Annotated in this window: 17 protein-coding genes and 1 riboswitch; of the genes, 7 read left to right on the plus strand and 10 right to left on the minus strand. The window is 67.9% G+C overall.

Annotation, left to right across the window (positions count from 1 at the left end; all coding sequences use genetic code 11):
• Positions 1-13 precede the first annotated feature (13 nt).
• The 4 genes from ACVWZN_RS15715 to waaA are packed head-to-tail and all read left to right on the plus strand — an operon-like array spanning position 14 to position 4662.
• Positions 14-1135 (plus strand): glycosyltransferase, encoded by a 1122-nt coding sequence (locus ACVWZN_RS15715; protein WP_456954632.1) that lies wholly within the window; start codon positions 14-16, stop codon positions 1133-1135.
• Positions 1116-2441, plus strand: a complete 1326-nt coding sequence (locus tag ACVWZN_RS15720) for an O-antigen ligase family protein (RefSeq protein ID WP_456954786.1) — start codon at positions 1116-1118, stop codon at positions 2439-2441. The genes ACVWZN_RS15715 and ACVWZN_RS15720 overlap by 20 nt, the downstream gene beginning before the upstream one ends.
• Positions 2438-3358, plus strand: coding sequence for an LpxL/LpxP family Kdo(2)-lipid IV(A) lauroyl/palmitoleoyl acyltransferase (lpxL, locus tag ACVWZN_RS15725; protein ID WP_456954633.1), 921 nt, complete (start codon positions 2438-2440; stop codon positions 3356-3358). Before ACVWZN_RS15720 ends, lpxL begins: the two co-directional genes overlap by 4 nt.
• Positions 3358-4662, plus strand: a complete 1305-nt coding sequence (gene waaA / locus ACVWZN_RS15730; protein WP_456954634.1) for a lipid IV(A) 3-deoxy-D-manno-octulosonic acid transferase — start codon at positions 3358-3360, stop codon at positions 4660-4662. Before lpxL ends, waaA begins: the two co-directional genes overlap by 1 nt.
• Before the next feature lie 84 nt (positions 4663-4746).
• Here the strand turns inward: waaA and ACVWZN_RS15735 are convergent, their stop codons facing one another.
• From ACVWZN_RS15735 to ACVWZN_RS15745, 3 genes are all read right to left on the minus strand, one after another.
• Complete coding sequence (locus tag ACVWZN_RS15735) at positions 4747-6165, minus strand: TolC family outer membrane protein (protein WP_456954635.1); 1419 nt, start codon at positions 6163-6165, stop codon at positions 4747-4749.
• Positions 6166-6259: 94 nt separating this feature from the next.
• Positions 6260-6913 carry a protein-L-isoaspartate O-methyltransferase family protein gene (locus tag ACVWZN_RS15740; protein WP_456954636.1) on the minus strand — a complete coding sequence of 218 codons (654 nt, stop codon included), beginning with the start codon at positions 6911-6913 and terminating at the stop codon, positions 6260-6262.
• Between the two features lie 134 nt (positions 6914-7047).
• A complete protein-coding gene (locus ACVWZN_RS15745) occupies positions 7048-7713 on the minus strand; it encodes a TetR/AcrR family transcriptional regulator (protein ID WP_456954637.1) in 666 nt (221 codons plus the stop codon).
• An 87-nt stretch (positions 7714-7800) separates the two neighbouring features.
• On the opposite strand from ACVWZN_RS15745, the gene ACVWZN_RS15750 reads away from it, so the two are divergent.
• Both ACVWZN_RS15750 and ACVWZN_RS15755 read left to right on the plus strand, forming a co-directional pair.
• Positions 7801-8895: an efflux RND transporter periplasmic adaptor subunit gene (locus ACVWZN_RS15750; protein WP_456954638.1), complete on the plus strand. Its 1095-nt coding sequence runs from the start codon at positions 7801-7803 to the stop codon at positions 8893-8895.
• Positions 8896-8905: 10 nt separating this feature from the next.
• Positions 8906-12118 (plus strand): efflux RND transporter permease subunit, encoded by a 3213-nt coding sequence (locus tag ACVWZN_RS15755; protein ID WP_456954639.1) that lies wholly within the window; start codon positions 8906-8908, stop codon positions 12116-12118.
• Here the strand turns inward: ACVWZN_RS15755 and ACVWZN_RS15760 are convergent.
• Genes ACVWZN_RS15760 through ACVWZN_RS15790 form a run of 7 tightly spaced genes read right to left on the minus strand, consistent with a single transcriptional unit; the run spans position 12110 to position 20214 of the window.
• A complete protein-coding gene (locus ACVWZN_RS15760; protein WP_456954640.1) occupies positions 12110-13102 on the minus strand; it encodes an alpha/beta fold hydrolase in 993 nt (330 codons plus the stop codon). The genes ACVWZN_RS15755 and ACVWZN_RS15760 overlap by 9 nt on opposite strands.
• 1 nt (position 13103) lies before the next feature.
• On the minus strand, positions 13104-14153 hold the full coding sequence (locus ACVWZN_RS15765) for a hypothetical protein (protein WP_456954641.1): 1050 nt from the start codon (positions 14151-14153) through the stop codon (positions 13104-13106).
• Positions 14150-16402, minus strand: coding sequence for an FAD-binding protein (locus ACVWZN_RS15770; RefSeq protein ID WP_456954642.1), 2253 nt, complete (start codon positions 16400-16402; stop codon positions 14150-14152). Before ACVWZN_RS15770 ends, ACVWZN_RS15765 begins: the two co-directional genes overlap by 4 nt.
• Positions 16389-16766: a DUF805 domain-containing protein gene (locus ACVWZN_RS15775; protein WP_456954643.1), complete on the minus strand. Its 378-nt coding sequence runs from the start codon at positions 16764-16766 to the stop codon at positions 16389-16391. The genes ACVWZN_RS15770 and ACVWZN_RS15775 overlap by 14 nt, the downstream gene beginning before the upstream one ends.
• Before the next feature lie 54 nt (positions 16767-16820).
• On the minus strand, positions 16821-18104 hold the full coding sequence (gene thrC / locus ACVWZN_RS15780) for a threonine synthase (RefSeq protein ID WP_456954644.1): 1284 nt from the start codon (positions 18102-18104) through the stop codon (positions 16821-16823).
• The gene (locus tag ACVWZN_RS15785; protein ID WP_456954645.1) at positions 18101-19069 is read right to left on the minus strand and encodes a homoserine kinase; all 969 of its coding nucleotides are present in this window, start codon (positions 19067-19069) and stop codon (positions 18101-18103) included. Before ACVWZN_RS15785 ends, thrC begins: the two co-directional genes overlap by 4 nt.
• Positions 19066-20214 (minus strand): homoserine dehydrogenase, encoded by a 1149-nt coding sequence (locus ACVWZN_RS15790; protein ID WP_456954646.1) that lies wholly within the window; start codon positions 20212-20214, stop codon positions 19066-19068. Before ACVWZN_RS15790 ends, ACVWZN_RS15785 begins: the two co-directional genes overlap by 4 nt.
• A gap of 329 nt (positions 20215-20543) precedes the next feature.
• A riboswitch (TPP riboswitch) is annotated at positions 20544-20638 on the plus strand.
• Positions 20639-20710: 72 nt separating this feature from the next.
• Between ACVWZN_RS15790 and thiC the strand changes: the two genes are divergently transcribed.
• Positions 20711-22585 carry a phosphomethylpyrimidine synthase ThiC gene (gene thiC, locus ACVWZN_RS15795; RefSeq protein WP_456954647.1) on the plus strand — a complete coding sequence of 625 codons (1875 nt, stop codon included), beginning with the start codon at positions 20711-20713 and terminating at the stop codon, positions 22583-22585.
• Positions 22586-22599: the final 14 nt, after the last annotated feature.

Consider the following 22599-nt stretch of genomic DNA (forward strand, 5'->3'; position numbering starts at 1 on the left):
GGCCTCGCGCCGCATGACGCCCGCTCCGCATCGCCGCCTCACCGTCGTCCAGCTGCTGCCTGCGCTGGAGTCGGGTGGCGTCGAACGTTCCACCCTCGAGATCGCTGAGGCGCTGGTCGATGCCGGGCATCGCGCGGTCGTCGTTTCGCGCGGTGGTCGGCTGGTGCCGCGATTGGAAGCACTGGGCGCGCAGCACGTAACCCTCGACATCGGCGCCAAGTCGCCGCTGGTGCTGCGCCATGTCGGTGCGTTGCGACGCGTGATCGACGGTGCCGACATCGTCCACGCACGTTCGCGCATGCCGGCTTGGGTCGGGCTGATGGCGCTTCGTGGCATCGATGCGTCGCGGCGTCCGCGCTTCGTCACCACGGTGCACGGCCTCAATTCGCCGTCGCGCTACAGCGCGGTGATGACCCGCGGCGAGCGCGTGATCTGCGTGTCGCGCACCGTTCGCGACTACGTGCTGCGTCATTACCCGGCCACGGACACCGCCAAGCTGCGGGTGATCCCGCGCGGCATCGATGCGACTGCATTCCCGCGTACACCGCATCCGGATCGCGATGCGCGCGCCTGGGCGGCGTCGCAACATTCCGCGTTGCAGGGCAACGGCCCGCTGCTATTGCTGCCCGGCCGCGGCACGCGCCTGAAGGGACACGGCGACGGACTGGCGCTGCTCGCGAAGCTGCGCGGCGACGGCATCGACGCGCGCCTGTGGTTGCCCGGCGCGCGCGAAGCGGGCCGCGAGGCCTACATCGCCGAGCTCGAGCGCGACGCGGAGCAGCTGGGCATCGCCGACGCGATCGCGTTCACGCCGCCGACCGACGCCATCGCACGCGCCTACGCCGCCAGCGACCTCGTGCTGCAGCTCTCGCGCAAGCCGGAGTCGTTCGGTCGCACGGTGATCGAGGCGCTGTCGGTCGGCCGCCCGGTGCTGGGTTGGGCGCATGGCGGCGTCGGCGAACTGCTCGATGACTTCGAGCCGCACGGCGCGGTCGCGCCGTTCGATCTCGACCGCCTGCACGCCACGGCGCGCGATCTTCTCGCGCAGCCACCGGCACTGCCGGCTAGCATTCCGCTCACGTTGCAGGCCATGCAGGAGTCGACGCTTGGCGTCTATCACGAACTCGCCGGCTGACGGCGTGCCCGAAACCGGCTGGCGCTGGGCGCCCGCGTGGGTGCTCGCGTTCGTCGCGCTGTGGCCGGCGCCGGGCTATGCCGAAGCGGTGCTGGTCATCGGCGCGCTGATCGCGATGTACATGCTCGTGCGCGCGCGCTTCCGTGGCGGCACGCGGCTGCTGAGCGGTCAGGCCTGGGCGCTGACGACGCTGATGTTCGCGGCCTACTGGGTGCCGCGACTGGTCTCCGCGTTCGACACGTTCGACCCACCGCGTTCACTGCTCGACGCCGCTGCCGACCTGCGCCATCTGCCGTTCCTGTGGCTTGTCGCCGCGTCGGTCGCGAATGCGGAAAGCCGCCGTCGCACGTTCGCGGGCCTCGGCATCATCGTGCTGGTCTGGGTCGCCGACGCGCTGCTTCAGGCGATGACGGGCATGAGCCCGATCTTCAACGTGATCGATCACGCCAAGCATGCGATCAGCGGGCACGGCATGTGTCCCGCCGACGCCGCGATCGCCGTCGATCGACTCAGCGGTTTCCTCGGCCCGTGCAACCTCAAGCTCGGCCAAGTCGTCGCCAGCCTGTCGCCGTTCCTGCTCTACGAAGCCGCGCGACGTTTCCGTGCGACCGGTTGGCTCGTCGCCGCGGCGGGCATCGGCATGGTGATCGTGCTCGCCGGTTCGCGTGCATCGTGGATCACGTATGGCCTTGTGCTGCTGCTGTCCGGCTGGCGCCTGCTCGGATGGAAGCGCCTCGCGGGCGTGTTCGCATTCGGCGCGGTCGCGCTGGCGCTGCTCACGGTGAGCGTTCCGCAGGTGCGCGAGCGCATCCAGCGCACGACGCTCGTGCTCGCCGGCGACCATCGCGACGTCGACAGCGCGCTCTCCGGCCGCGGCCGCATCTGGTCGGCGGCGACGTGCATGGTGCGCGAGCATCCGGTCAACGGCATCGGCGTGCGTCGTTTCCGCCAAGCATTCCCGTCCTGCGACCCGCTACCGGGCCAGCGCGCGGAGTGGGGCGACGGCCCGGCACTGCACGCGCACCAGATCGTGCTCGAGATCCTCAGCGAGACCGGCATCTTCGGCCTCATCCTGTGGCTCGCGGGCGCCGCGCAGGCATGGCGTGCATGGCGTTACGCAACGCCCGAGGCGCGACGCCGGGCATTGCCGGCGATGTACGCGCTGGTCGTCACCGTGTTCCCGTTCAACACGCACCTCGCGTTCTATTCCACGTTCTGGGGCGGGCTGACGCTGATGCTGTTCGCGCTGTACGCCGGCAGCCTGTACGCGACGGATCGCGACGTCGCCGCAACGGTCGACGCATGACGGACGCCGCGAGCCCGACGTCGCCCGGACCGGTGCCGCGCGGTGCGCGTTACTGGCCGATGCGCGCGTGCGTTGCATTGTTGACTGGTGCCGCGCATCTGCCGTGGGGTCTGCAGCGTGCACTCGGTCGCGCGCTGGGTGCGGTTGCGTTCCTGCTCGCATCGCCGCGCAGGCATGCAGCGCGCGTGAATCTGCGCCTGTGCTTTCCCGAACTCGACGAAGCGACGCGCTCACACCTGCTGCGCGAAACTTTCCGCGACTTCGGCATCGGCCTGTTCGAATTCGCGCGTGCGTGGTGGGGCGAGATTGCGCCGATGCGTCGCGACGTCGTCATCGAAGGCCTCGAGCACCTGCGCGAGCTGCAGGCGCAGGGTCGCGGCGTGCTGATGATTTCCGGCCATTTCATGACGCTGGAAATGTCGGGACGTCTGCTCTGCGACCACGTGCCGCTCGCCGGCATGTATCGCCGCTACCGCAATCCGGTGACGGAGTGGGCGGTCAAACGTGGCCGCCTGCGCTACGCCGCGGCAATGTTCGCGAACGACGAAATTCGCGCCGCGATGCGCCACCTCAAGCAGGGCGGTTTCCTCTGGTACGCGCCGGATCAGGACATGCGCGGCAAGGACACCGTGTTCGCGCCGTTCTTCGGCGTGCCGGCGGCGACGATCACCGCGACGCACCAGTTCGCGCGACTCACCGGTTGCGCCGTGGTGCCGTTCTTCCATCGACGCGAGGGCGACCGCTACGTGCTGCGCATCGCGCCGCCGATCGACAACTTTCCATCGACCGACGCAGCGACCGGCAGCGCGCGCGTCAATTCAGCGATCGAAGCGATGGTGCGCGAAGCGCCGTCCCAGTACCTGTGGATCCATCGCCGGTTCAAGCGCCGTCCCGACGGCGAGGCCGCGCCGTACTGATGGACGCGCCCGTTCGCGATCGTCTCGAACCGCTGCTGCGCGCGCTGTATTCGCTCGCGCTGTACGTGTTGACGCCGATCACCGTCTATCACCTGATCTGGCGCGGCTTCCGCCAAGCCGCGTACTTCGAGCGTTGGAGTGAGCGTTACGCGAGCTTCGGTGCGCCGCGCGACCATCGCGTGCTGTGGGTGCATGCGGTGTCGGTGGGTGAAGTGAATGCCGCGATTCCGTTGGTGGACGCACTGCTGCAGCGTCGACCCGACCTGCGCCTGCTCGTCACCACGATCACGCCGACCGGTTCGGCGCGCGTTCGATCGCTGTGGGGCGATCGCGTCGACCACGCCTACCTGCCGTACGACCTGCCGGGTGCGGTGTCGCGCTTCCTGCGCCACTTCCGCCCGTATGCGGCGTTGATCATGGAAACGGAGCTGTGGCCGAACCTGCTGTTCGGTTGCCGCGATCACGGCGTTCCCGCGTATGTGCTCAATGGGCGGTTGTCGGCGCGATCGCTGCGTGGCTACCGCGTGCTTGCACCCCTCGTGAGTCGCGCGGTGCGCACACTGCGTGGCGTGGGCGCGCAGTCGCATGCGGATGCGCGGCGTTTCGTTGCGCTCGGTGCCGACGCGGAACGCGTGCACGAGACCGGCAACCTCAAGTTCGACATGGCGCTGCCGGCAGCCGTGCACGCGTTCGGGCGTGACTGTCGCGCACGTCGAGCGGGGCGTCTTGCATGGATCGCCGCGAGCACGCATGTCGAGGAAGAAATCGCGGTGCTCGCCATCCATCGACGCCTGCGTGGCCGTTGGCCCGACCTGCTGCTGATGTGGGCGCCGCGCCACCCCGAACGTTTCCGCGCTGCCTGCGAACAGTCGACCGCCGCGGGCTTCCGCGCGTCGCGCCGATCCGAAGACCGCTGGGCGACGCCCGACTGCGACGTCTTCGTAATTGACACGCTGGGTGAGCTGCTCAACTTCTACGCCTGCGCGGACGTCGCATTCGTCGGCGGCTCGCTGCAGGCGGTCGGCGGCCACAACCTGCTGGAACCGGCCGCGACCGGTACGCCGATCACCACCGGCCCGCACCTGCACAACTTCGCCGACATCTCGCATCGTCTTGAAAGCGCCGGCGCGCTGCGCATCGCGCAGGACGAAGCCGGCGTCGCCGATGCATTGGCCACGATGCTCGGCGATGAAGTGCTTCGCGCATCGATGGCGGATGCGGGTCGAGCGTTGGTCGAATCCGGGCGCGGTGCACTCGAACGCACGCTTGAGCTGGTCGACGCGGACATCCCGCCGCGCAGCTGATTCGGGCGCCGAGCCGGCCCATGCCGCACAAACAAAAAGGCCGTCGTTTCCGACGGCCTTCTGCATTGCGGATGTGGCTTGCGCTTACGGCGTCAGCGCGACCGGCGTCGGCGCGGTGACCGTCAGCAGGCGGTTCACTTCCTGCAGGTCATCGAGGCCGAGCGTGCCGACCGACTGCGCCAGCAGCAGACGCGCCTGCAGGAACGTGTAGCGGGCCTGCGAGTAAAGACGCTGTGCGACGAACACGTTCTGCTGGTTGTTCAACACGTCGAGCACGGTGCGCGTACCGACTTCGAGACCGACCTGCGATGCCTCGAACGCGGCGCGTGCCGAAATAAGCGCGGCGCGGCGCGATTCGACTTCGGTGATACCTGCGGCCAGCGCCTGGTACGCCGCATTCGTGTTGCGGATCAGCGCGCGACGCTGCTGCTCGACCTGGTCGGCGACGACGTCGCGATTGGCAAGCGCCTGCCGGACGCGCGAGGACGTGGCGCCGCCGGAGAAGATCGGCACATTGAGCGTGACGCCGACACTCGGGCCGCGGCTCTGGTTTTGGGTATCACTGGGAGACGTGACACCGAGCCGCTGGAACGTGCCGTCAGTTGTCGAGTTGCGATCGCCATACGAACCGTTGAGGTACAGGGTCGGCCAATGACCCGAGCGCGCCGTTTCGACATTCTCGTTCGCCGAGGCGAGCTGTTCTTCGGCCGCGTGCAGCGACGGATTGTTTTCGACCGCACGGCTCACGAACGACTCGGCGTTGCCGTGTTCGGGCAGCGTCGGCTGGAAGTTTTCCGGCAGCGCCTTCAATGCACCCGGCGGCTTGCCGGTGATCTCGGCCAGAGCCTGATAGGAATCGAGCACCGCGTTGCGCGCGACGATCGTGTTGGCGCGCGCGCTGTCGTACTGGGCACGCGCTTCGTGCACGTCAGTGATGGGCGCGAGGCCCACTTCGAGGCGCTTGGATGCGGCCTCGAACTGCTTCTTCAGCGCGGCTTCGGATGCCTCGGCCGCAGTGAGCGTCTCGATCGCAACCAGCGTGTTGAAGTAGGCGGCGGAGGTGCGCGTGATCAGCGAATCGTCCGCGGCCTGCAGGTTGAAGTCGCTCGCGCGGCTCAAGGCCTGCTCGCTCTTGAGGACCGTGAAGCGCGAGCGGTCGAAGACCATTTGTGAGACGTCTACGCCGAGCGAGTGGCTGGTCGTAGTTCCCGAAGAGTCGCTGGCGAACGTGACCAACTGGCCGGTGTTCGTATCCAGCTGTGTTTGGGTGGACGAGCCGTCGCTGCGCGACTTGCTGTAACTCGCGGTTCCGTTGATCTGCGGCAGCAGCGCAGCACGTGCCTGCACCTCGCCTTCGCGGACCGCCAGCCGGTTGGACTGCGAGGCCGCGAGTTGCGGGTCGTTGTCGCGTGCGAGCGAATAGACCTGCAGCAGGTCTTCCGCGGAAGCGGCCACGGGGGCCAGGGCAAGCACAAGGGCGAGGACGAGCGGACGGCGGATCATGTCGGGAGCTTCCTGGAAAACCGCGCGTTCGGCGCGGCGTCGTCATGGCAAACCGGGGGCCGGTGCCCGCATGGTCCCCGTGCGGGCATCGGAATCAGAACTGGAACACCGGCACCGGCGCAGCGCCGGCGAGGTAGGGGATATCGGTTTCGAACAGCGATTCGATGCGCGGCGTGCTGTTTTCGTTGCGCACGCACACCGCTTCCATCGCCGGCGCGCGACCGCGGACGATGAACATGCGGCCGCCGGGCTTGAGCATCGCGACGAACTGCTGCGGAATCGTGTCGACCGCCGCGTTGACGCAGATCGCGTCGAACTGGCGATCGGTATTCCACGACAGCGCATCGGCGACTTCGAAGCGCACGTTCGCGGCGCCCATCTGCTCGACGCGCGCACGCGCGGCGTCGACGAGGTCGGCATGGCGATCGATGCTGGTCACTTCGCGCGCGAGTTGTGCGAGGCAGGCGCTGACGTAACCGCTGCCCGTGCCGATCTCCAGCACGTCGTCGGTGTCCTTCGGGCGCAGCGCTTCGAGCGCGCGACCGGCGACCACCGGCTTGAGCATGTATTCGCCATGCGCGAGCGGAAGCGCGACGTCGGCATACGCGGCGCCGAGATACACGGTCGGCACGAACAGCTCACGCGGCACCGCGGCCAGCACGGCGACGACGCGCGGGTCCAGCACGTCCCAGGGACGGACCTGCTGTTCCACCATCATTTCGCGAGCGTAGGCGTAGTCGGGCGTCATCGGCGTGGATCGGAGGAGAAAAGGACGGCAATTCTACCGGGAGGGACCCGTGGCTCCGGGGTGTTCAGGATCGCGTGCGGCCGCCTGAATACCCGAGTGCCGGAAGTCACCGGGACTGCGGTCACGATCCAAGCTCACCGACGGCCGTACGCGCGAAGGAACATTTCCACGCTTGCGGCAACGTGCGCGGCCGGGGTCAGGTTGACGTCGCCGCCGCATCCGCAGCCGAACACCATGCGTGCATGCGGCTCGCCCTTGAGCAGCGTGAAGAACTGCGACGAGGCGAGCGCAGTGTCGGGAATGTCGAGTTCACCGGTCGCGACGCGTGCATCGAGCAGTGCTGCGAACCCTTCCTGCACGCGACGCGGGCCGGACTCCCAGAACATCTGCGGCAGGTCGGAGTTCGCGAGCTGCGGGCTGCACAGGATGCGATGCCCGGCGATGGCTTCGGGCGACGAAATCATCGCGTAAAAGGCCGTCGCGATCTCCAGCAGGCGCTCGCGCGCAGGCGTTTCCGGGCGGTCCTCGAACAGCGAGGCGGGCATGCCGTTAGCGCAATGCGATTCGACGGCGGCGGCGAACAGCGTCTCCTTGTCGCCGAAGTGGCTGTACACGGTGAGCTTGCTGACGCCAGCTTCGGCGGCGATCTGGTCCATCGACACCGCGTCGAAACCCAGCTGCACGAACAGCTTCTTCGACGCCTCGAGGATGGCCTCGCGCTTGGCGAGGTCCTTCGGACGGCCGGGACCGGCCGCGCGGGTGGCGGTGTCGTCGGCACGGTAGGGGCGGATCGGGGCCATTGGTCGGAATCCTACTCGAAATACTGGACCGGGGCGTTCGGTAATTTTACAGTACCGACCGGTTCATTAATTGCCGCTGAGGCTGACATGCGTCTGCTCCCCCTCGTTACCGGCCTCGCCGTCGCCACCTCGACTCTCGCGTTGTCCGGCTGCGGCGACGCCCCGGCGGCCGTCGAACGTCCGCGTCCCGTGCTCGTTGTCCATCCGGACAGGGCCGACGTCGCGTCCGCCTCGTTCGCCGGCGAGATCCGCGCCGCGGAGGAGACCGTCTTGTCGTTCCGGGTCGGCGGCAACCTGATCGAGCGCCGGGTCGACATCGGCGACCGCGTCCATCGCGGCGACGTGTTGGCCGTGCTCGACGCCGGCGACCTGCAGGCCCAGGCACGCGCCGCGCAGGCCCAGCTGGCCGCGGCGCAGGCGCAGCTCGACCGCGCCCGCTCGGACCAGTCTCGCTACGCCAAGCTCGGCCACGACCAGCTGGTCAGCCGCTCCAGCATCGACGCCCAGAACGCCGCCGCGGCCGCCGCGCAAGGCGAGGTCAACGCCGCGCGCGAAAACCTGCAGGTCGCGCGCAACCAGGCGGGCTACACCCAGCTGCGCGCGCCACGCGATGGCGCGATCGCGACCCGCCAGGCCGAGGCCGGGCAGGTACTTGGCGCCGGACAACCGGTCTTCACGCTGGCGGCGGATGGCCGTCGCGAGGTGTCGTTCGCCGTGCCCGAGGGCGCGGTGCGCAAGGTTCGACCGGGCGATACGGTGCAGGTCGAGCTCTGGTCCGCGCCCGGTACGCGGATTTCGGGCCGCGTGCGCGAGATCGCACCCGCGGCCGACCCCGCTTCGCGCACGTTCGCGGTGCGCGCCACGCTCGACGACGGCGCCTCCGCCGAACTCGGTGCCAGCGCCCGCGTCTACCTGCAGGGCGACGGCGATTCGACGGTCAGCGTGCCGCTCGCCGCGCTCCAACGCAGTGCATCCGGTGGCGACGCCGTGTTCGTGGTCGACCCGCGCACCTCCACCGTGCACCTGCGCCCCGTGCAGGCCGGTGCGTTCGGCAGCGACCGCGTGCCGGTGCTGCGCGGCGTGATGTCGTCCGACTGGATCGTCGCGGCAGGCGGGCATCTGCTTCGCGACGGCGAAGCGGTGACGCCGGTCGATCGCGACAACCGCCCCGTTCGCCGGTAAGGACACCGACATGCGCTTCAATCTTTCCGAATGGGCGCTGCGCCATCGCAGCCTGGTCGTGTACGCGATGATCGTGCTCGCGATCGCCGGCACGCTCGCGTATCTCAAGCTCGGCCGCAGTGAGGACCCACGCTTCACCTTCAAGGTGATGGTCGTGCGCACGATGTGGCCGGGTGCGACGGCCGACGAAGTCGCGTCGCAGGTCACGGACCGCATCGAAAAGAAGTTGATGGAAACGGGGCAGTACGAGTTCATCCGCTCGTACTCGCGCCCGGGCGAATCGCAGGTGATCTTCGCCGCGAAGGATTCGCTGCATTCGGACCAGATCGCGCCGCTCTGGTACCAGGTGCGCAAGAAGGTCGGTGACATCAAGCCGACGTTGCCGCGCGACGTGCAGGGCCCGTACTTCAACGACGAGTTCGGCGACACGTTCGGCAGCATCTACGCGCTGACCGGCAAGGGTTTCGATTACGCGGTGCTCAAGCACTACGCCGAGCGCGTGCAGCTGCAACTGCAGAAAGAACCCGACGTCGGCAAGATCGAGCTGTTCGGCGTGCAGGACGAGAAAGTCTGGATCGAGCTCGACAACACGCGGCTCGCGACGCTGGGCATCCCTGCACAGGCCGTGTTCGATGCATTGAACGCGCAGAATGCCGTCGCGCCCGCAGGCTTCTTCGAAACCGGTTCGTCACGCATCGCGCTGCGCGTCGACGGCCGCTTCGATCGCGTCGACGACATCGCCGCGTTCCCGATCCGCGTCGGCGACCGCACCTTCCATCTCGGCGACATCGCGACGGTGCGACGCGGCTTCGCCGATCCGCCGGCGCCGCGCATGCGCTTCATGGGTCAGGACGCGATCGGTATCGGCGTGTCGATGAAGGACGGCGGCGACATCCTCGCGCTCGGCAAGACGCTGGAAGCGCAGCGCGACAAGTTGCAGCAGATGCTTCCGGTCGGCATGGAGCTGCGCAAGGTGTCGGATCAGCCGGCGGCCGTTGAAGAGTCGGTCGGCGAATTCATCCGCGTGCTCGCCGAAGCGGTCGGCATCGTGCTGCTGGTGAGCTTCTTCTCGCTCGGCGTGCGCACCGGTCTCGTCGTCGCGCTGTCGATTCCGCTCGTGCTCGCGATGACCTTCGCGGTGATGAGCTATTTCGACGTGGGCCTGCATAAGATTTCGCTCGGTGCGCTCGTGCTCGCGCTCGGCTTGCTTGTCGACGACGCGATCATCGCCGTCGAGATGATGGCCATCAAAATGGAGCAGGGATACAGCCGCCTGAAGGCCGCGGCGTTCGCCTGGGAATCCACCGCGTTCCCGATGCTCACCGGCACGTTGATCACGGCGGCGGGTTTCCTGCCGATCGCGACCGCGCAGTCGAGCACCGGGGAATACACGCGCTCGCTGTTCCAGGTGGTGACGATCGCGCTGCTGGTGTCGTGGGTCGCGGCCGTGATGTTCATTCCGTACCTCGGCGATCGCCTGCTGCCGGATCACGGCCATGCGGGTGCACCGAAGCCGGGTTCGATCGCTGCACGCTGGCAGGCGTATCGACTGCGTGTAGCGGATCGTCATCCTGCGTTCGCCGACATCATCGCGCCGCTGCCGACGCCCGACGACGGACGCGCGCACGATCCATACGCGACTAAGTTCTACACGCGCTTCCGCGGCTGGGTGCTGTGGTGCGTGCGCCGACGCAAGACCGTGCTGGCGATCACCGCCGGCGCGTTCGTGCTGTCGATCGTGATGTTCCGTTTCGTGCCGCAGCAGTTCTTCCCGGACTCGGTGCGACCGGAGCTGATGGTCGACGTCGAACTGGCGGAAGGCAGTTCGCTCCGGCAGACCGCGACGCAGGTCGAGAAGCTCGAGAAGGTCCTCGCCACGCGCAAGGATCTCGCGAGTTACGTCGACTATGTCGGCACCGGCTCCCCGCGCTTCTACCTGCCGCTAGACCAGCAGCTGCCCGCCGCCAACTTCGCGCAATTCGTGCTGACGCCGAAGGACATCGCCGCGCGGGAAGCCGTGCGCGAATGGCTGATCAGCGACGTGTTCCCACGCTTTCCGGACCTGCAGCTTCGTGTGACGCGCTTGGAGAACGGTCCGCCAGTCGGCTACCCGATCCAGCTGCGCGTATCGGGCGAACACATCGAGGACGTGCGCCGCATCGCCGGGCAACTCCGCGAGAAGGTGCTGGCGAATCCGCACGTCACCAACGTCAACCTCGACTGGGACGAGCCGAGCAAGGTGGTGCGCCTCAAGCTCGACCAGGAACGCGCCCGTGCGCTGGGCATCAGCTCGTCCCAGCTCGCGCAGTCGCTGTCGGCTGCGTTGTCGGGCACGAATGTGGGCACGTATCGCGAAGGCACCGAGCTGATCGGTATCGATGTGCGTGGCTCGGCGCGTGATCGCAGCGACCTCGACGCATTGCGATCGCTGATGATTCCGACATCGACCGGCCACAGCGTGCCGATCACGCAGGTCGCCACGCTCGACTACGGTTTCGAGGACGGCATCATCTGGCATCGTGATCGCCAGCCGACGATGACCGTGCGCGCCGACATCCGTGACGCGCTCACGCCGCCGACTGTCGTCGAACAGCTGATGCCGACGGTCGAATCGCTGCGTGCGCAATTGCCCGCGGGTTACTCGATCGACATCGGCGGTACGGTGGAAGACTCCGCGCGCGGGCAGAACTCGATCAACGCCGGCGTGCCGCTGTTCGTCTTCGTCGTGTTCACCCTGCTGATGCTGCAGCTGCGTTCGTTCTCGCGCAGCCTGATGGTGTTCCTCACCGCACCGCTGGGCCTGATCGGCGTGACGTTGTTCCTGCTGGTATTCCGCGTGCCGTTCGGCTTCGTGGCCATGCTCGGCACCATCGCGCTGGCCGGCATGATCATGCGCAACTCGGTGATCCTGGTGGACCAGATCGAGCAGGATCGCCACGACGGCCGCGATGCGTGGGAAGCGATCGTCGAAGCGACGGTGCGACGTTTCCGGCCCATCGTGCTGACCGCGCTCGCCGCGATCCTCGCGATGATCCCGCTGTCACGCAGCGCGTTCTTCGGGCCAATGGCGGTAGCGATCATGGGCGGCCTGCTGGTCGCCACGTTCCTGACGCTGCTGTTCCTGCCTGCGCTGTACGCCGCATGGTTCCGGGTGAAGGTGCCGGCGGATGCGACGGCGCGTGCACCCGCGCTGGACGACGACGCGCTGCCGCAGTCAGCGTGATGGCGGCGGCGTCCTTGCGAGCACCTGCAGCAGCAGCGGCTCGAAGGACGCCGGATCCTCGATGTGCGGGATGTGGCCGACGCCATGCAGCACATCGAGCTGCGCGCTGGGAACGAGCGCGTCGAGTCGCTGCGCCTGCGCAAGCGGCGTGATCGTGTCGGCATCGCCCCAGATCAAATGTAGCGGCACGGCGAGACGCGCAACGTCGTCCGGTCGCGTGCTAGCGCCCGTGCGTGGCGCGCAGGCGAAGTCGTGCGCCCACACGCCGAGCGCATTCGTGCTGCCCCGCAGTTGCAGCGGTTCGCGGTACGCGGCAAGGCGCGCGTCGGTCACCGCGTCCTTGCGCGCGACGAAGCTGCGCAGCAGCGTGCGCGCCCACAACGGGTTGGTCGCGGTGGCCGCGACGACGGCCACGCGCCCGCGATGCGCAAGCAGGCGGCAGGCGAGGGTGTGCGGGTCGTTCGGTGCGGCATCCAGCGCGATCGCAGCGTCGACGAGCACGAGCCGTTCGACCCGCTGCGGCGCCGTCAGCGCAAGTTCCAGCGCAGGCCCGCCACCGAACGAATGACCGACCACGCGCGCCTTGCGCGCCTGCAACGCGTCGAGCACCGCGAGCAGTCGTGACGCCTGCGCGGGTCGCGAGAAATCCGTATCGATAGCCTTCGACGAATAGCCGAACGGCGGTAGGTCGACCGCGATCACGCGGTAGCCGGCTTTCGTCAGCGCGGGCACCAGCGAGAACCACGTGCCGCTCCACGCACCGGTGCCGTGCACCAGCATCACGGGCGCGCCATCCGCCGGGCCACTGACCTGCACGAACACCGGCACGCCGCCGGCGTCGACGAACTGACCGCTGCGCGGCGCTGTATCACGCGCGTTCCCGTGCTCGTGCTGGCCGACCCACGCCACGCTGATCAGCACGTAGGCGACAAGGGTCGTAATGACGACGAATGCGGTGCGGCGCATGACGCGCAGGATTTTCATGTCAGTAGTCGAATACGTGTTCGACTTCGTCGCCGGCTGCATCGCGTGCGACGAGCAGCGGTGCAAGGCCAGCGACCGACGTCACCAGTGCGCGGCGTTCGTAACCGGGGCGGGTGAGGACGGGTTGCCGGAACAGCAGGCGCGTACCGGGGGGCGCGTCGGCGGTGGCGGGCATCACCACGCTGACGAGCAGGTCACCGCGGTTGCCGGCGATGTCGCGGAACGTGCCGCCGTCGCGGGCGATCGCGGTCGCGTACGGCGTGAATGCCTGATAGCGCGGCAACGTGACGCGCGCGACGTCGCCATCGCGTGCGAGGACGTGCATCTCCGGGAGTTTCGCTTCGATGTCAGATGGCAGCGACGCGACGACCGCGCTGGTCGTCGGTTTCGCCGCTTCGAACGCCGTATGCGTCGCCTTCTCGATCAACGCCGCATAGCCGGCCTTGATCAGCCACTCGCTGGTGAGCAGGTAGCGGCGTCCCCACTTGCGGACAAAGTGCGCGCCGGTCGCCGGCGTGTCGCGCCACAGCGTCTTCAGCGGCGTGACGAAATCGAACTCGTACCACGGTCGCACGCGGATGAACTCGACGTAGTCGCGCGCTTCCTTCGCGGCCAGCCGGTCTTCGGGCGTCGACAGCGGTGGTGCCCCGAGTTCACCAAGTCGACCGATCAGCGTTTCGTACGCGCCCTTGAGCCCGTATTCGACCGTCGTGCTGGCACCGATGACGACGATCATCGTGTGGTACTCGCCGTTGAACGCCCAGCGGCCGCGCACGGAGTCGATGACGCGACCGTAGGCCTGCCAGAACTGCCCGATGTGTGCGAAGAACGGGAAGCGGCTCGGCGACTGACGCGCCTCCAGCATGTCCGCATATTCGTCCGGGCTGAAGACGAGGAACCACTCAGGAAACGTCAGGAAGGTCTGGTCACCGGTGCGCTGCTCGGCCGCCGGAATGGCGAGGGGATCGGGCGCCGACGCGGGCACCGCCGCCGCGACCGGCAGCAGCGTCAGCAACGCGGCGATTGCGAGGGCAGTGAGCGCGCGCTTCACGTGCGTCGGAACGCCAGCAGCGTGTTGAGCGTCGGGTCGTGGTCCTGAAGCAGGCCTTCGCCCATCGGCTCGAAGCCGTGTCTACCGAGGATCTCGATCCATTCGGCGACGGTGCGGAAATGGCGCAGTTCCTTCGCGTTAGTCTCCCACGGCACGCCGAGCCCCGCGTTGAACACCGCGTGCGCCAGGCTCACCAGCGCATTCATCGGTGCATCGGCGACGTCGTGGTCGCGCAGGATGAACACGCCGTCCTTGCGCAGCACGCGACCCAGCGACGCGATGAACGCATCGAGCCGGTCGAGCGGAATGTGGTGCAGCCCAATCAGGCAGGTGACGAGGTCGAGGCTTTCGTCAACGACAGCTTCTTGCGGGATCGGCGCGTAATCGTCGAGCGGCACGTAGCGACCGAGCTTGCGCAGGCCGCCGCGTTCGACGATGTCGACCGGCGAATACGTTGGCGCTGCTTCGTGCAGGACGACGAGATCGCCGCACAGCTCGACATGCTTGCGCAGGTCGCTGGCGTAACGCCCGACGCTGCCGATTTCCATGTGCCCGTCGAAACGTCGGCGGCTGCCGAGCAGTTGCAGCATCTGCCGCGACATCTCCTTCTTCTGCTTCGACAGCGACGGCACCGCGTACGTCAGCTCCGACAGGAACGGCTTGATCGACGGCAGCTTCGCCTGGAGCGTGCGGTAGATCGCTTCGTCGTCGCCGCTCTCGCGCACCGCGTCACGAATCAAAGTGTGGAAGCGGTCTTCCGGATACAGGCGGTAGATGTTCTGCAGGAAGCGATAGAAGGCGTCGCTGCCGGTCGTGGTGCCGTAGACGGCGTGGAAGTCGCCCGCGGGCGTGGCAGCGGTGGTGTCCATCGGGTTCTCGTTAGCGTGCGGCGCGTAGTAGGTGTCCCAGAGGACGTTGCGCCAGCGGAAGTCGGGGTCGAGCCGACGCTTGAGCGTGAACAGCTCCTTCGCGCGCCGATAGGCGCGATGGAATTGCTCGGGCGTGGCGTGCGGCTGGTAGGGCAGGTAGTAGGTGCCGCCGCAGGCGAGCGCGGCGTCAATCAGCTCGCGCGTCCACACCGCGACGCGCGCCTTCGCGTTCTCGCGCGTACGCTGCTTGTGGTACAGCACGAACGCGAACGTCTCGCCGCGCGCCCACGCCATCAATGAACCCGGATCGGTGAACGCATGACGCACCGACACGTTCACCGCGTTGACGCGATGCCGCGCGAGGATCTCGGCCATGCGCGGCACGAATTCGTCGAACCGTTCGACCGGCACGAAGTATTCCTGCAGCACGTAGGTCGATTTGCGGCGTGACGCGGGCTCGAGCTCGGCGACGTCATAGCCGGCTTCGTAGTTGCGCCAGTGCACGGGCTTCGACAGGTACAGCAGCGGCTCGAGCAGGCGCTCGCGGCGGAACTTGCCGCCCGGCGTCTCGGTGAATGCCCACATGAAGTAGCGGTGCAGCGGAAAGTAGCGGCGCATCGGCTGCAGGCGATGCTGCACGGTGGCCGCGCGTTCGGTGCGTCGCCAGGTCAAGGCACGTGCGCGGCGGTAATGCGGCGGATACAGGTCGGCGTTGTGAAAGACGGATGCGGGATCGTTGCGCACGTTCTCGCGGAACCAGCGCGCGTAGTTGGAGGTCGGCATGCAGGCGTGCACGCGTTCGACCCGCACGTTCTGGTCCAGCGACAGCTCCGCCTCGACGATCACCCCCAGCCCGCCGTAGCCGCCGATCGCGCCGTAGAAGATTTCCGCATTGTCATGCGGGCTCGCATCGACGACATCGCCGTTCGCGAGCACGATGCGGATCGAGCACACCGACAGGACCAGCGGTCCGAGTCCGATGTAGCGACCGTGCACATTGACGCTCAGCGACCCGCCCACCGTGAAGTTGGCGTACGTCTGCATGATCCGCACGGAGAGATCATGCGGATCCACGAAGCGCTGGATGTCGCACCAGCGGATGCCCGTCTGCACGCGGATCGTGCGCGCGACCGGATCGAAGCGCAGCACGCTATTCATGCGACGCATGTCGAGGTGCAGGCTGTCCGGGCTCGCGGTCTGCCCGCCCATGCTGAAGTGGCCGCCACCCACCGAGATCGGCCCATCCGAACGACGGATCGCTTCGACGACCTCCTGGGTCGACGTCGGCGTTGCGACGGCCCAGACGCGTACGGGATTGAGCCGCGTGACGTCGTTTACGATCACGCCGGTGCTCGTCGCCGGGACGTCAGGCCGGTTCATGGATCGCCACCTGCAGGTAGTCGTAGCCGCGCAGTCGCGGATCGTCGCCGTACTGGTTCGTGCCATGCGTGCCGCGCGTGAGCAGGAGTCGCCACGCGAGGATCAGCGGACCGAGCACGGGAATGATCGGCACGAGCAGCCACCACGCCGATCGCGCCTGGTCATGCAGGCGGCGCGTCATCAGTGACGCGAGCACGACGAAGTACGGCGGATACAGCACGAGCGTGCTGTCGTAACCGACCATGCGATCGAGGAAAACGAACAGCACCACGAACACGAGCGTCGCGATGACGAGCCGCGCGAGGAAATCGCGACGCCGCAACCGCCCGCGCCAGCGCGTCCAGCCGAGAACTCCCTGTGCCATCGAGCGACCTCCCCGTCGCGACCGCGGACGCCGCCATGGTAGCGGCGTCGCGGGTCAGGCGAGCAACAGATTGCGAAGGGCGTTGTAGTCGACCGGCATAGGTTCCGCGTGGGCCGGGCGCGCGAGGCAGTCAGCGAGCGATGGTGGCAACTCCACGGCGCGGCCGATGCGCGGTTCCACCACTGTTTCGAACTTCGCGGCGTGCGCTGTGGCGACGATGGCCCACGGGCGCTCGTCGCCATTTTCGCGAAGCGCTTGCAATGCATCGAGAGCCGTCGCCGTGTGCGGGCAAGGCGCGTAGTTCTGCGCGTGGTCCGCTCGTTCGATGGCATCCAGGATGCTTGCGTCACTCACGCTCAGCGCGCGCATCGCACCGCGCAACGCGTCGTCGCCTGCATGCCACGCGCGCAGGCGCTCGAAGTTGCTCGGCGCCCCGACGTCCATCGCGTTCGCGAGTGTTGCGCGGGTGTCGGCGGGTGCGTAAATCTCGCCGGCGAAGTAGCGCGGCAGGACGTCATTGGCGTTGCAGGCGAGCACGATGTCGCCGATCGGCAGGCCCATGCGTCGCGCGAGCCAGCAGGCGGTCGCGTTGCCGAGGTTGCCGGTGGGGATGATGAAGTTGAGCGGTGCGCCGTGGTCGCGCTGGAAATCGAGCGAGGCCTGCGCGTAGTAGGCGGCTTGGGGCAGCAGGCGACCGAGGCTGATGCTATTGGCGGAGCCGAGCGCGACCTTCTCGCGCAACGCCGTGTCGGTGAGCGCCTGCTTCACCAGCCGCTGGCAGTCGTCGAACGTGCCGTCGACGCGCAGTGCGCGGACGTTGTCGCCCCAGCAGCCCAGACCATGCGCCTGTCGCGGTGATACGCGGCCGTCGGGATACAGCACGACGACGCGGAAGCCGGGTCGACGATGGAAGGCGGCCGCGACTGCAGCGCCGGTGTCGCCCGACGTCGCGACAAGAATGGTCGTCTCGCGATCGTCCGGTCGACGCAATGCACCGAGTGCACGCGCGAGGAAGCGCGCGCCGAAATCCTTGAATGCGGCGGTCGGCCCGTGGAACAGCTCGAGGACGAATGTGTTGCGATCGAGTTCGCGCAGCGGCGCCGGGAAATCGAAGGCGTCGTCGCAGATCGATGGCAGGGCGTCGGCGATGCACGAGCCTTCGAAGTAGGGCGCGAGCAGTGACGCCGCCGTGCGTGCAAGTCCGTGGGATGGATCAATCGACGCCGCGGCAGGAATGGTCTCGGGAATGTAGAGCCCGCCGTCCGGCGCCAGACCTGCCGCGAGCGCACTATCGACATCCACCGCCGGCGCGTTGCCGCGCGTGCTGAGGTACCTCATGCAACGATTTCGGCGCGTGGGCCGTTGACGGGCGACACGTAGGCGCGGCTGTTGAGGCCGGCGCTGCCGAAGGCGTCGACCATCGCGGCACCGCCGCTTTCGGCCTGCGTGCGCGTGTCGAACCAACCGAACACGGTCGGGCCCGCGCCGGAGATGCTTGCGCCGAGCGCGCCGGCATCGATGGCCGCTTGCTTCACCTGAGCGAACCCGGGTATCAGCGAGGCACGACGCGGTTCCACCAGCACGTCGCGCAAGCCTTCGGCGATCAGCGCACGATCACCGCGCGCCAGGCCGGTGAGGAACAGCGCGAGATGCGACGTCTGGTGGACGATCTCGCCCAACGGATACGGCGCGGCAAGCACGGCGCGTGCGTCACGGGTTTCCAGCACATACGCCGGATGCACCGCCGCGCAGAACAGCTCGGGTGCGTCGAGACGAATCGCACGTGTTTCGGTCGCCAGCACCACGCCGCCGAGCAGCATCGGCGCGACGTTGTCGCCGTGCAGGCTGCCGCTCGCGACGGATTCGCCGGAGAGTGCGAACGGATACAGCGCTTCGCGCGACAGCGGCACGTCGAGCAACGCATTCGCCGCGACAAGCGCAGCAACACACGATGCCGCCGACCCACCTAGCCCCGAGCCCAGCGCGATGCCCTTGTGCAACGTCAACGCAAAACCATGCTTCAAGCCGAGATGCGCGCGCAGGTCGATCAACGCGCGGCCCGCGGTGTTGCGCTCGGCGATGAGCGGAATACGCGACAAGCCCGGCACGTCGCCGTCGATGCCATCGATGCGCACGACCGGCTCGTCGATGATGCGCACGGTCGCCGAATCGCCCGGCCCTTCGATGGTGTGGCCGAGCAGGTCGAAGCCGACGCCGATGTTGCCGATGCTGGCGGGCGCGAAGGCGCGGGCGACGCGGCGCAGGTCGGTCACGTCGCGCGGGCTGACATCGGGTTGGTTCACAGGCGGGCTCCGAGATACTGGGCGATCGCGAGGACGTCGCCGAACACACCGGCGGCCGTGACCTCGGGGCCCGCGCCGGGCCCTTGCACCACCAGCGGATTATCCGCGTAGCGGCGGGTGCGGAAGCGGATCAGGTTGTCGGTGAGCCGGCCGTGCGCCGTCGCGTCGTCCGGACCGGGCATCACCAGGCCGACCCGCGCGTCGCGACCGTCGAAGCTGGCGACGTAGCGGAGTGTGCGGCCTGACGCGCGGGCGGCGTCGAATCGCGCCTGCATCGGTGCATCGAGCGTGTCGAGTTTCGCGAGGAATGCGTCGCGCGGCACGTCGCGCAGGTCGGCGGGCACCAAGCTTTCGACGTCGACATGGTCGAGTTCGATCGCATGGCCCGCCTCGCGCGCGAGGATGACCAGCTTGCGGGCGACGTCGAGGCCCGACAGATCATCGCGCGGATCGGGCTCGGTGTAGCCGAGATCCAGCGCCTCGCGGACAAGTTCCGAGAACGGGCGCGTGCCGTCGAAGCGATGGAAAAGCCAGGCCAGCGTGCCGGACAGCACGCCGTCGACGCCCAGCAGGTCGTCGCCCGTGTCGAGCTGGCTGCGCAGCGTCTGGATTACTGGTAGGCCGGCGCCGACGCTGGCTTCGTGGCGGAAGCGCGCACCGTTGCGGGTCGCGTCGCGGATCGCGAGCCAGCGTTCGAGCGGGCCGCTGCCGGCGCGCTTGCTCGGCGTCACCACGTGCACGCCCTGACCGAGCCAGCGCGCGTAATGGTCGACCACGTCGTCGCTGCCCGAGCAGTCGATGATCACCGCCTGCACGCGGCCTTCGTCGACCAGATGCGGCGCGAAACGGTGGACGTCGGGGGCCGGCGCCGCATCGAACTCGCGCATCACGGCGTCGAGGTCAGCGCGTGCAGCGCCGAGCCACAGATGGCGACGATCCATAACGCCGCGCAGCACGAGGTCGATGCCCTGCGCGCGCAGGCGCGGTGCGACGTCAGCCCATTGCGTCAGCAACGCGCGGCCGACTTTGCCGGGGCCGACCAGGCCGAGCGCGATCGTGGTGGTGGCGGTCCGCGCGCACGCGCCACGCGGCGCGTGCTGCGGTAACGGGGCGGGTCGTCGGCGTTCGGTCAGTACGGCGGACATGGCAGGGCACTCCTTGGCAGGAGCCCCGTGTCCGTTGGGATGCATGACCGCCGCATCCGGATCGGATGCGGGGCGGGTGGCGGACGGTCAGTCCGGAATCACGCGCAACCGCATCCGCCACGGAGTCGTGGTGGTGCGGGTGCTGGTACCGAGGCCGTTGCGCATGGCGCCGCACGTCGCGGAGGTCGCGACGGAAGATGCGGCGGCAGGGGCGCGAAGGGCGGTCACGACCCGAGTAAACGCCCGCCGCGCCGGGCTTGTCAAAGGCTTTGTCGCTATGGCCGCTTGGCCCGGCCGGTGGCCTGGGGGCGGCGCGCGTGTTGAAATGCGCCTCGAAGCGGGGGTACCGGCCGGGCCGGTTGAGAGAGTCCCTTCGAACCTGATGCGGTTGAGACCGCCGTAGGGAAGCTTCGCGGGGCGCATTGCGCCCGCGCGCCGCCCGCTCGCAGTGAACGTCGACCTTCGACGTTCGACCTCCCATGCAGCGGATGACCCGATGAACGCAGTCGCCACCGAACTCCTCCAGCAGGCCGAAAAGCTTTCGGCCGACGTCGTCCGCCCGATTCCGGGCTCGCGCAAGATCCACGTCGAAGGCTCGCGCCCGGACATCCGCGTACCGATGCGCGAAATCGCGCTGGCGCGCACGCCGACCTTGTTCGGTGGCGAAGAGAACGCACCGCTCGCCGTGTACGACTGCTCCGGCCCGTACACCGACGCGACGGCGACGATCGATCTGTCGACCGGCCTGTCGGCACTGCGCGCGCAGTGGATCGCCGAGCGCGGCGATACCGAAGTACTTCCTGGCCTGTCGTCCGAGTACGGCCGCGCGCGTGAGCACGATCCCAAGCTCGCGCATATCCGCTTCGGAAATCGCGCGCTTCCGCGTCGTGCGATCGGCGGCGCGAACGTCACCCAGATGCACTACGCGCGAAAGGGCATCGTGACGCCGGAGATGGAGTTCATCGCGATCCGCGAAAACCAGCGCATCGAGGCGATCCGGGAAGCGCACCTGCTGCGCCAGCATCCGGGCGAAGCGTTCGGCGCGAACATCCAGAAGCTGATCACGCCGGAGTTCGTGCGCGACGAAGTGGCGCGCGGCCGCGCGATCATTCCGAACAACATCAACCATCCGGAAAGCGAGCCGATGATCATCGGTCGCAACTTCCTGACCAAGGTCAACGCGAACATCGGCAACTCGGCCGTGTCTTCCGGCATCGCGGAAGAAGTCGAGAAGCTGGTGTGGTCGATGCGCTGGGGCGCCGACACGGTGATGGACCTGTCGACCGGCAAGCACATCCATGAAACGCGCGAGTGGATCATCCGCAATTCGCCGGTGCCGATCGGCACGGTGCCGATCTACCAGGCGCTGGAGAAGGTCGATGGACGCGCCGAAGAACTCAACTGGGAGATCTTCCGCGACACGCTGATCGAGCAGGCGGAGCAGGGCGTCGACTACTTCACCATCCACGCCGGCGTGCTGCTGCGTTACGTGCCGCTGACCGCGAGCCGCGTGACCGGCATCGTCTCGCGCGGCGGTTCGATCATGGCGAAGTGGTGCCTCGCGCATCACAAGGAAAACTTCCTCTACACGCACTTCGAGGACATCTGCGAAATCATGAAGGCGTACGACGTCGCCTTCTCGCTGGGCGATGGGCTGCGTCCCGGCTCGATCGCGGATGCAAACGACGCCGCGCAGTTCGGTGAACTCGAAACGCTCGGTGAGCTCACCAAGATAGCGTGGAAGCACGACGTCCAGACCATGATCGAAGGCCCCGGCCACGTGCCGATGCAGCTGATCAAGGAGAACATGGACAAGCAGCTCGCCGAATGCGGCGAGGCGCCGTTCTACACGCTCGGCCCGCTGACCACCGACATCGCGCCGGGCTACGACCACATCACCAGCGCCATTGGTGCGGCGATGATCGGCTGGTTCGGCACCGCGATGCTCTGCTACGTCACGCCGAAGGAACACCTCGGCCTGCCGAACAAGAACGACGTCCGCGAAGGCCTGATGGCGTACAAGATCGCCGCGCATGCCGCCGACCTCGCCAAGGGCCACCCCGGCGCGCAGGCCCGCGACAACGCGATGAGCAAGGCGCGCTTCGAGTTCCGCTGGGAAGACCAGTTCAACCTCGGCCTCGACCCTGAACGCGCCCGCGAATACCACGACGAAACCCTGCCGAAGGACGCGCACAAGGTCGCGCACTTCTGCTCGATGTGCGGCCCGCACTTCTGCTCGATGAAGATCACGCAGGACGTGCGCGACTACGCGAAGGAGCACCCGGAGTCGGTCGCCGATATCGAGAAGGGCATGGCGGAGAAGTCGGCGGAGTTCCGCGCGACGGGCGCTGAGGTCTATCACAAGGCGTGATGCACGAATCGCGA

The sequence above is a fragment of the Lysobacter sp. HA35 genome (assembly GCF_054061195.1).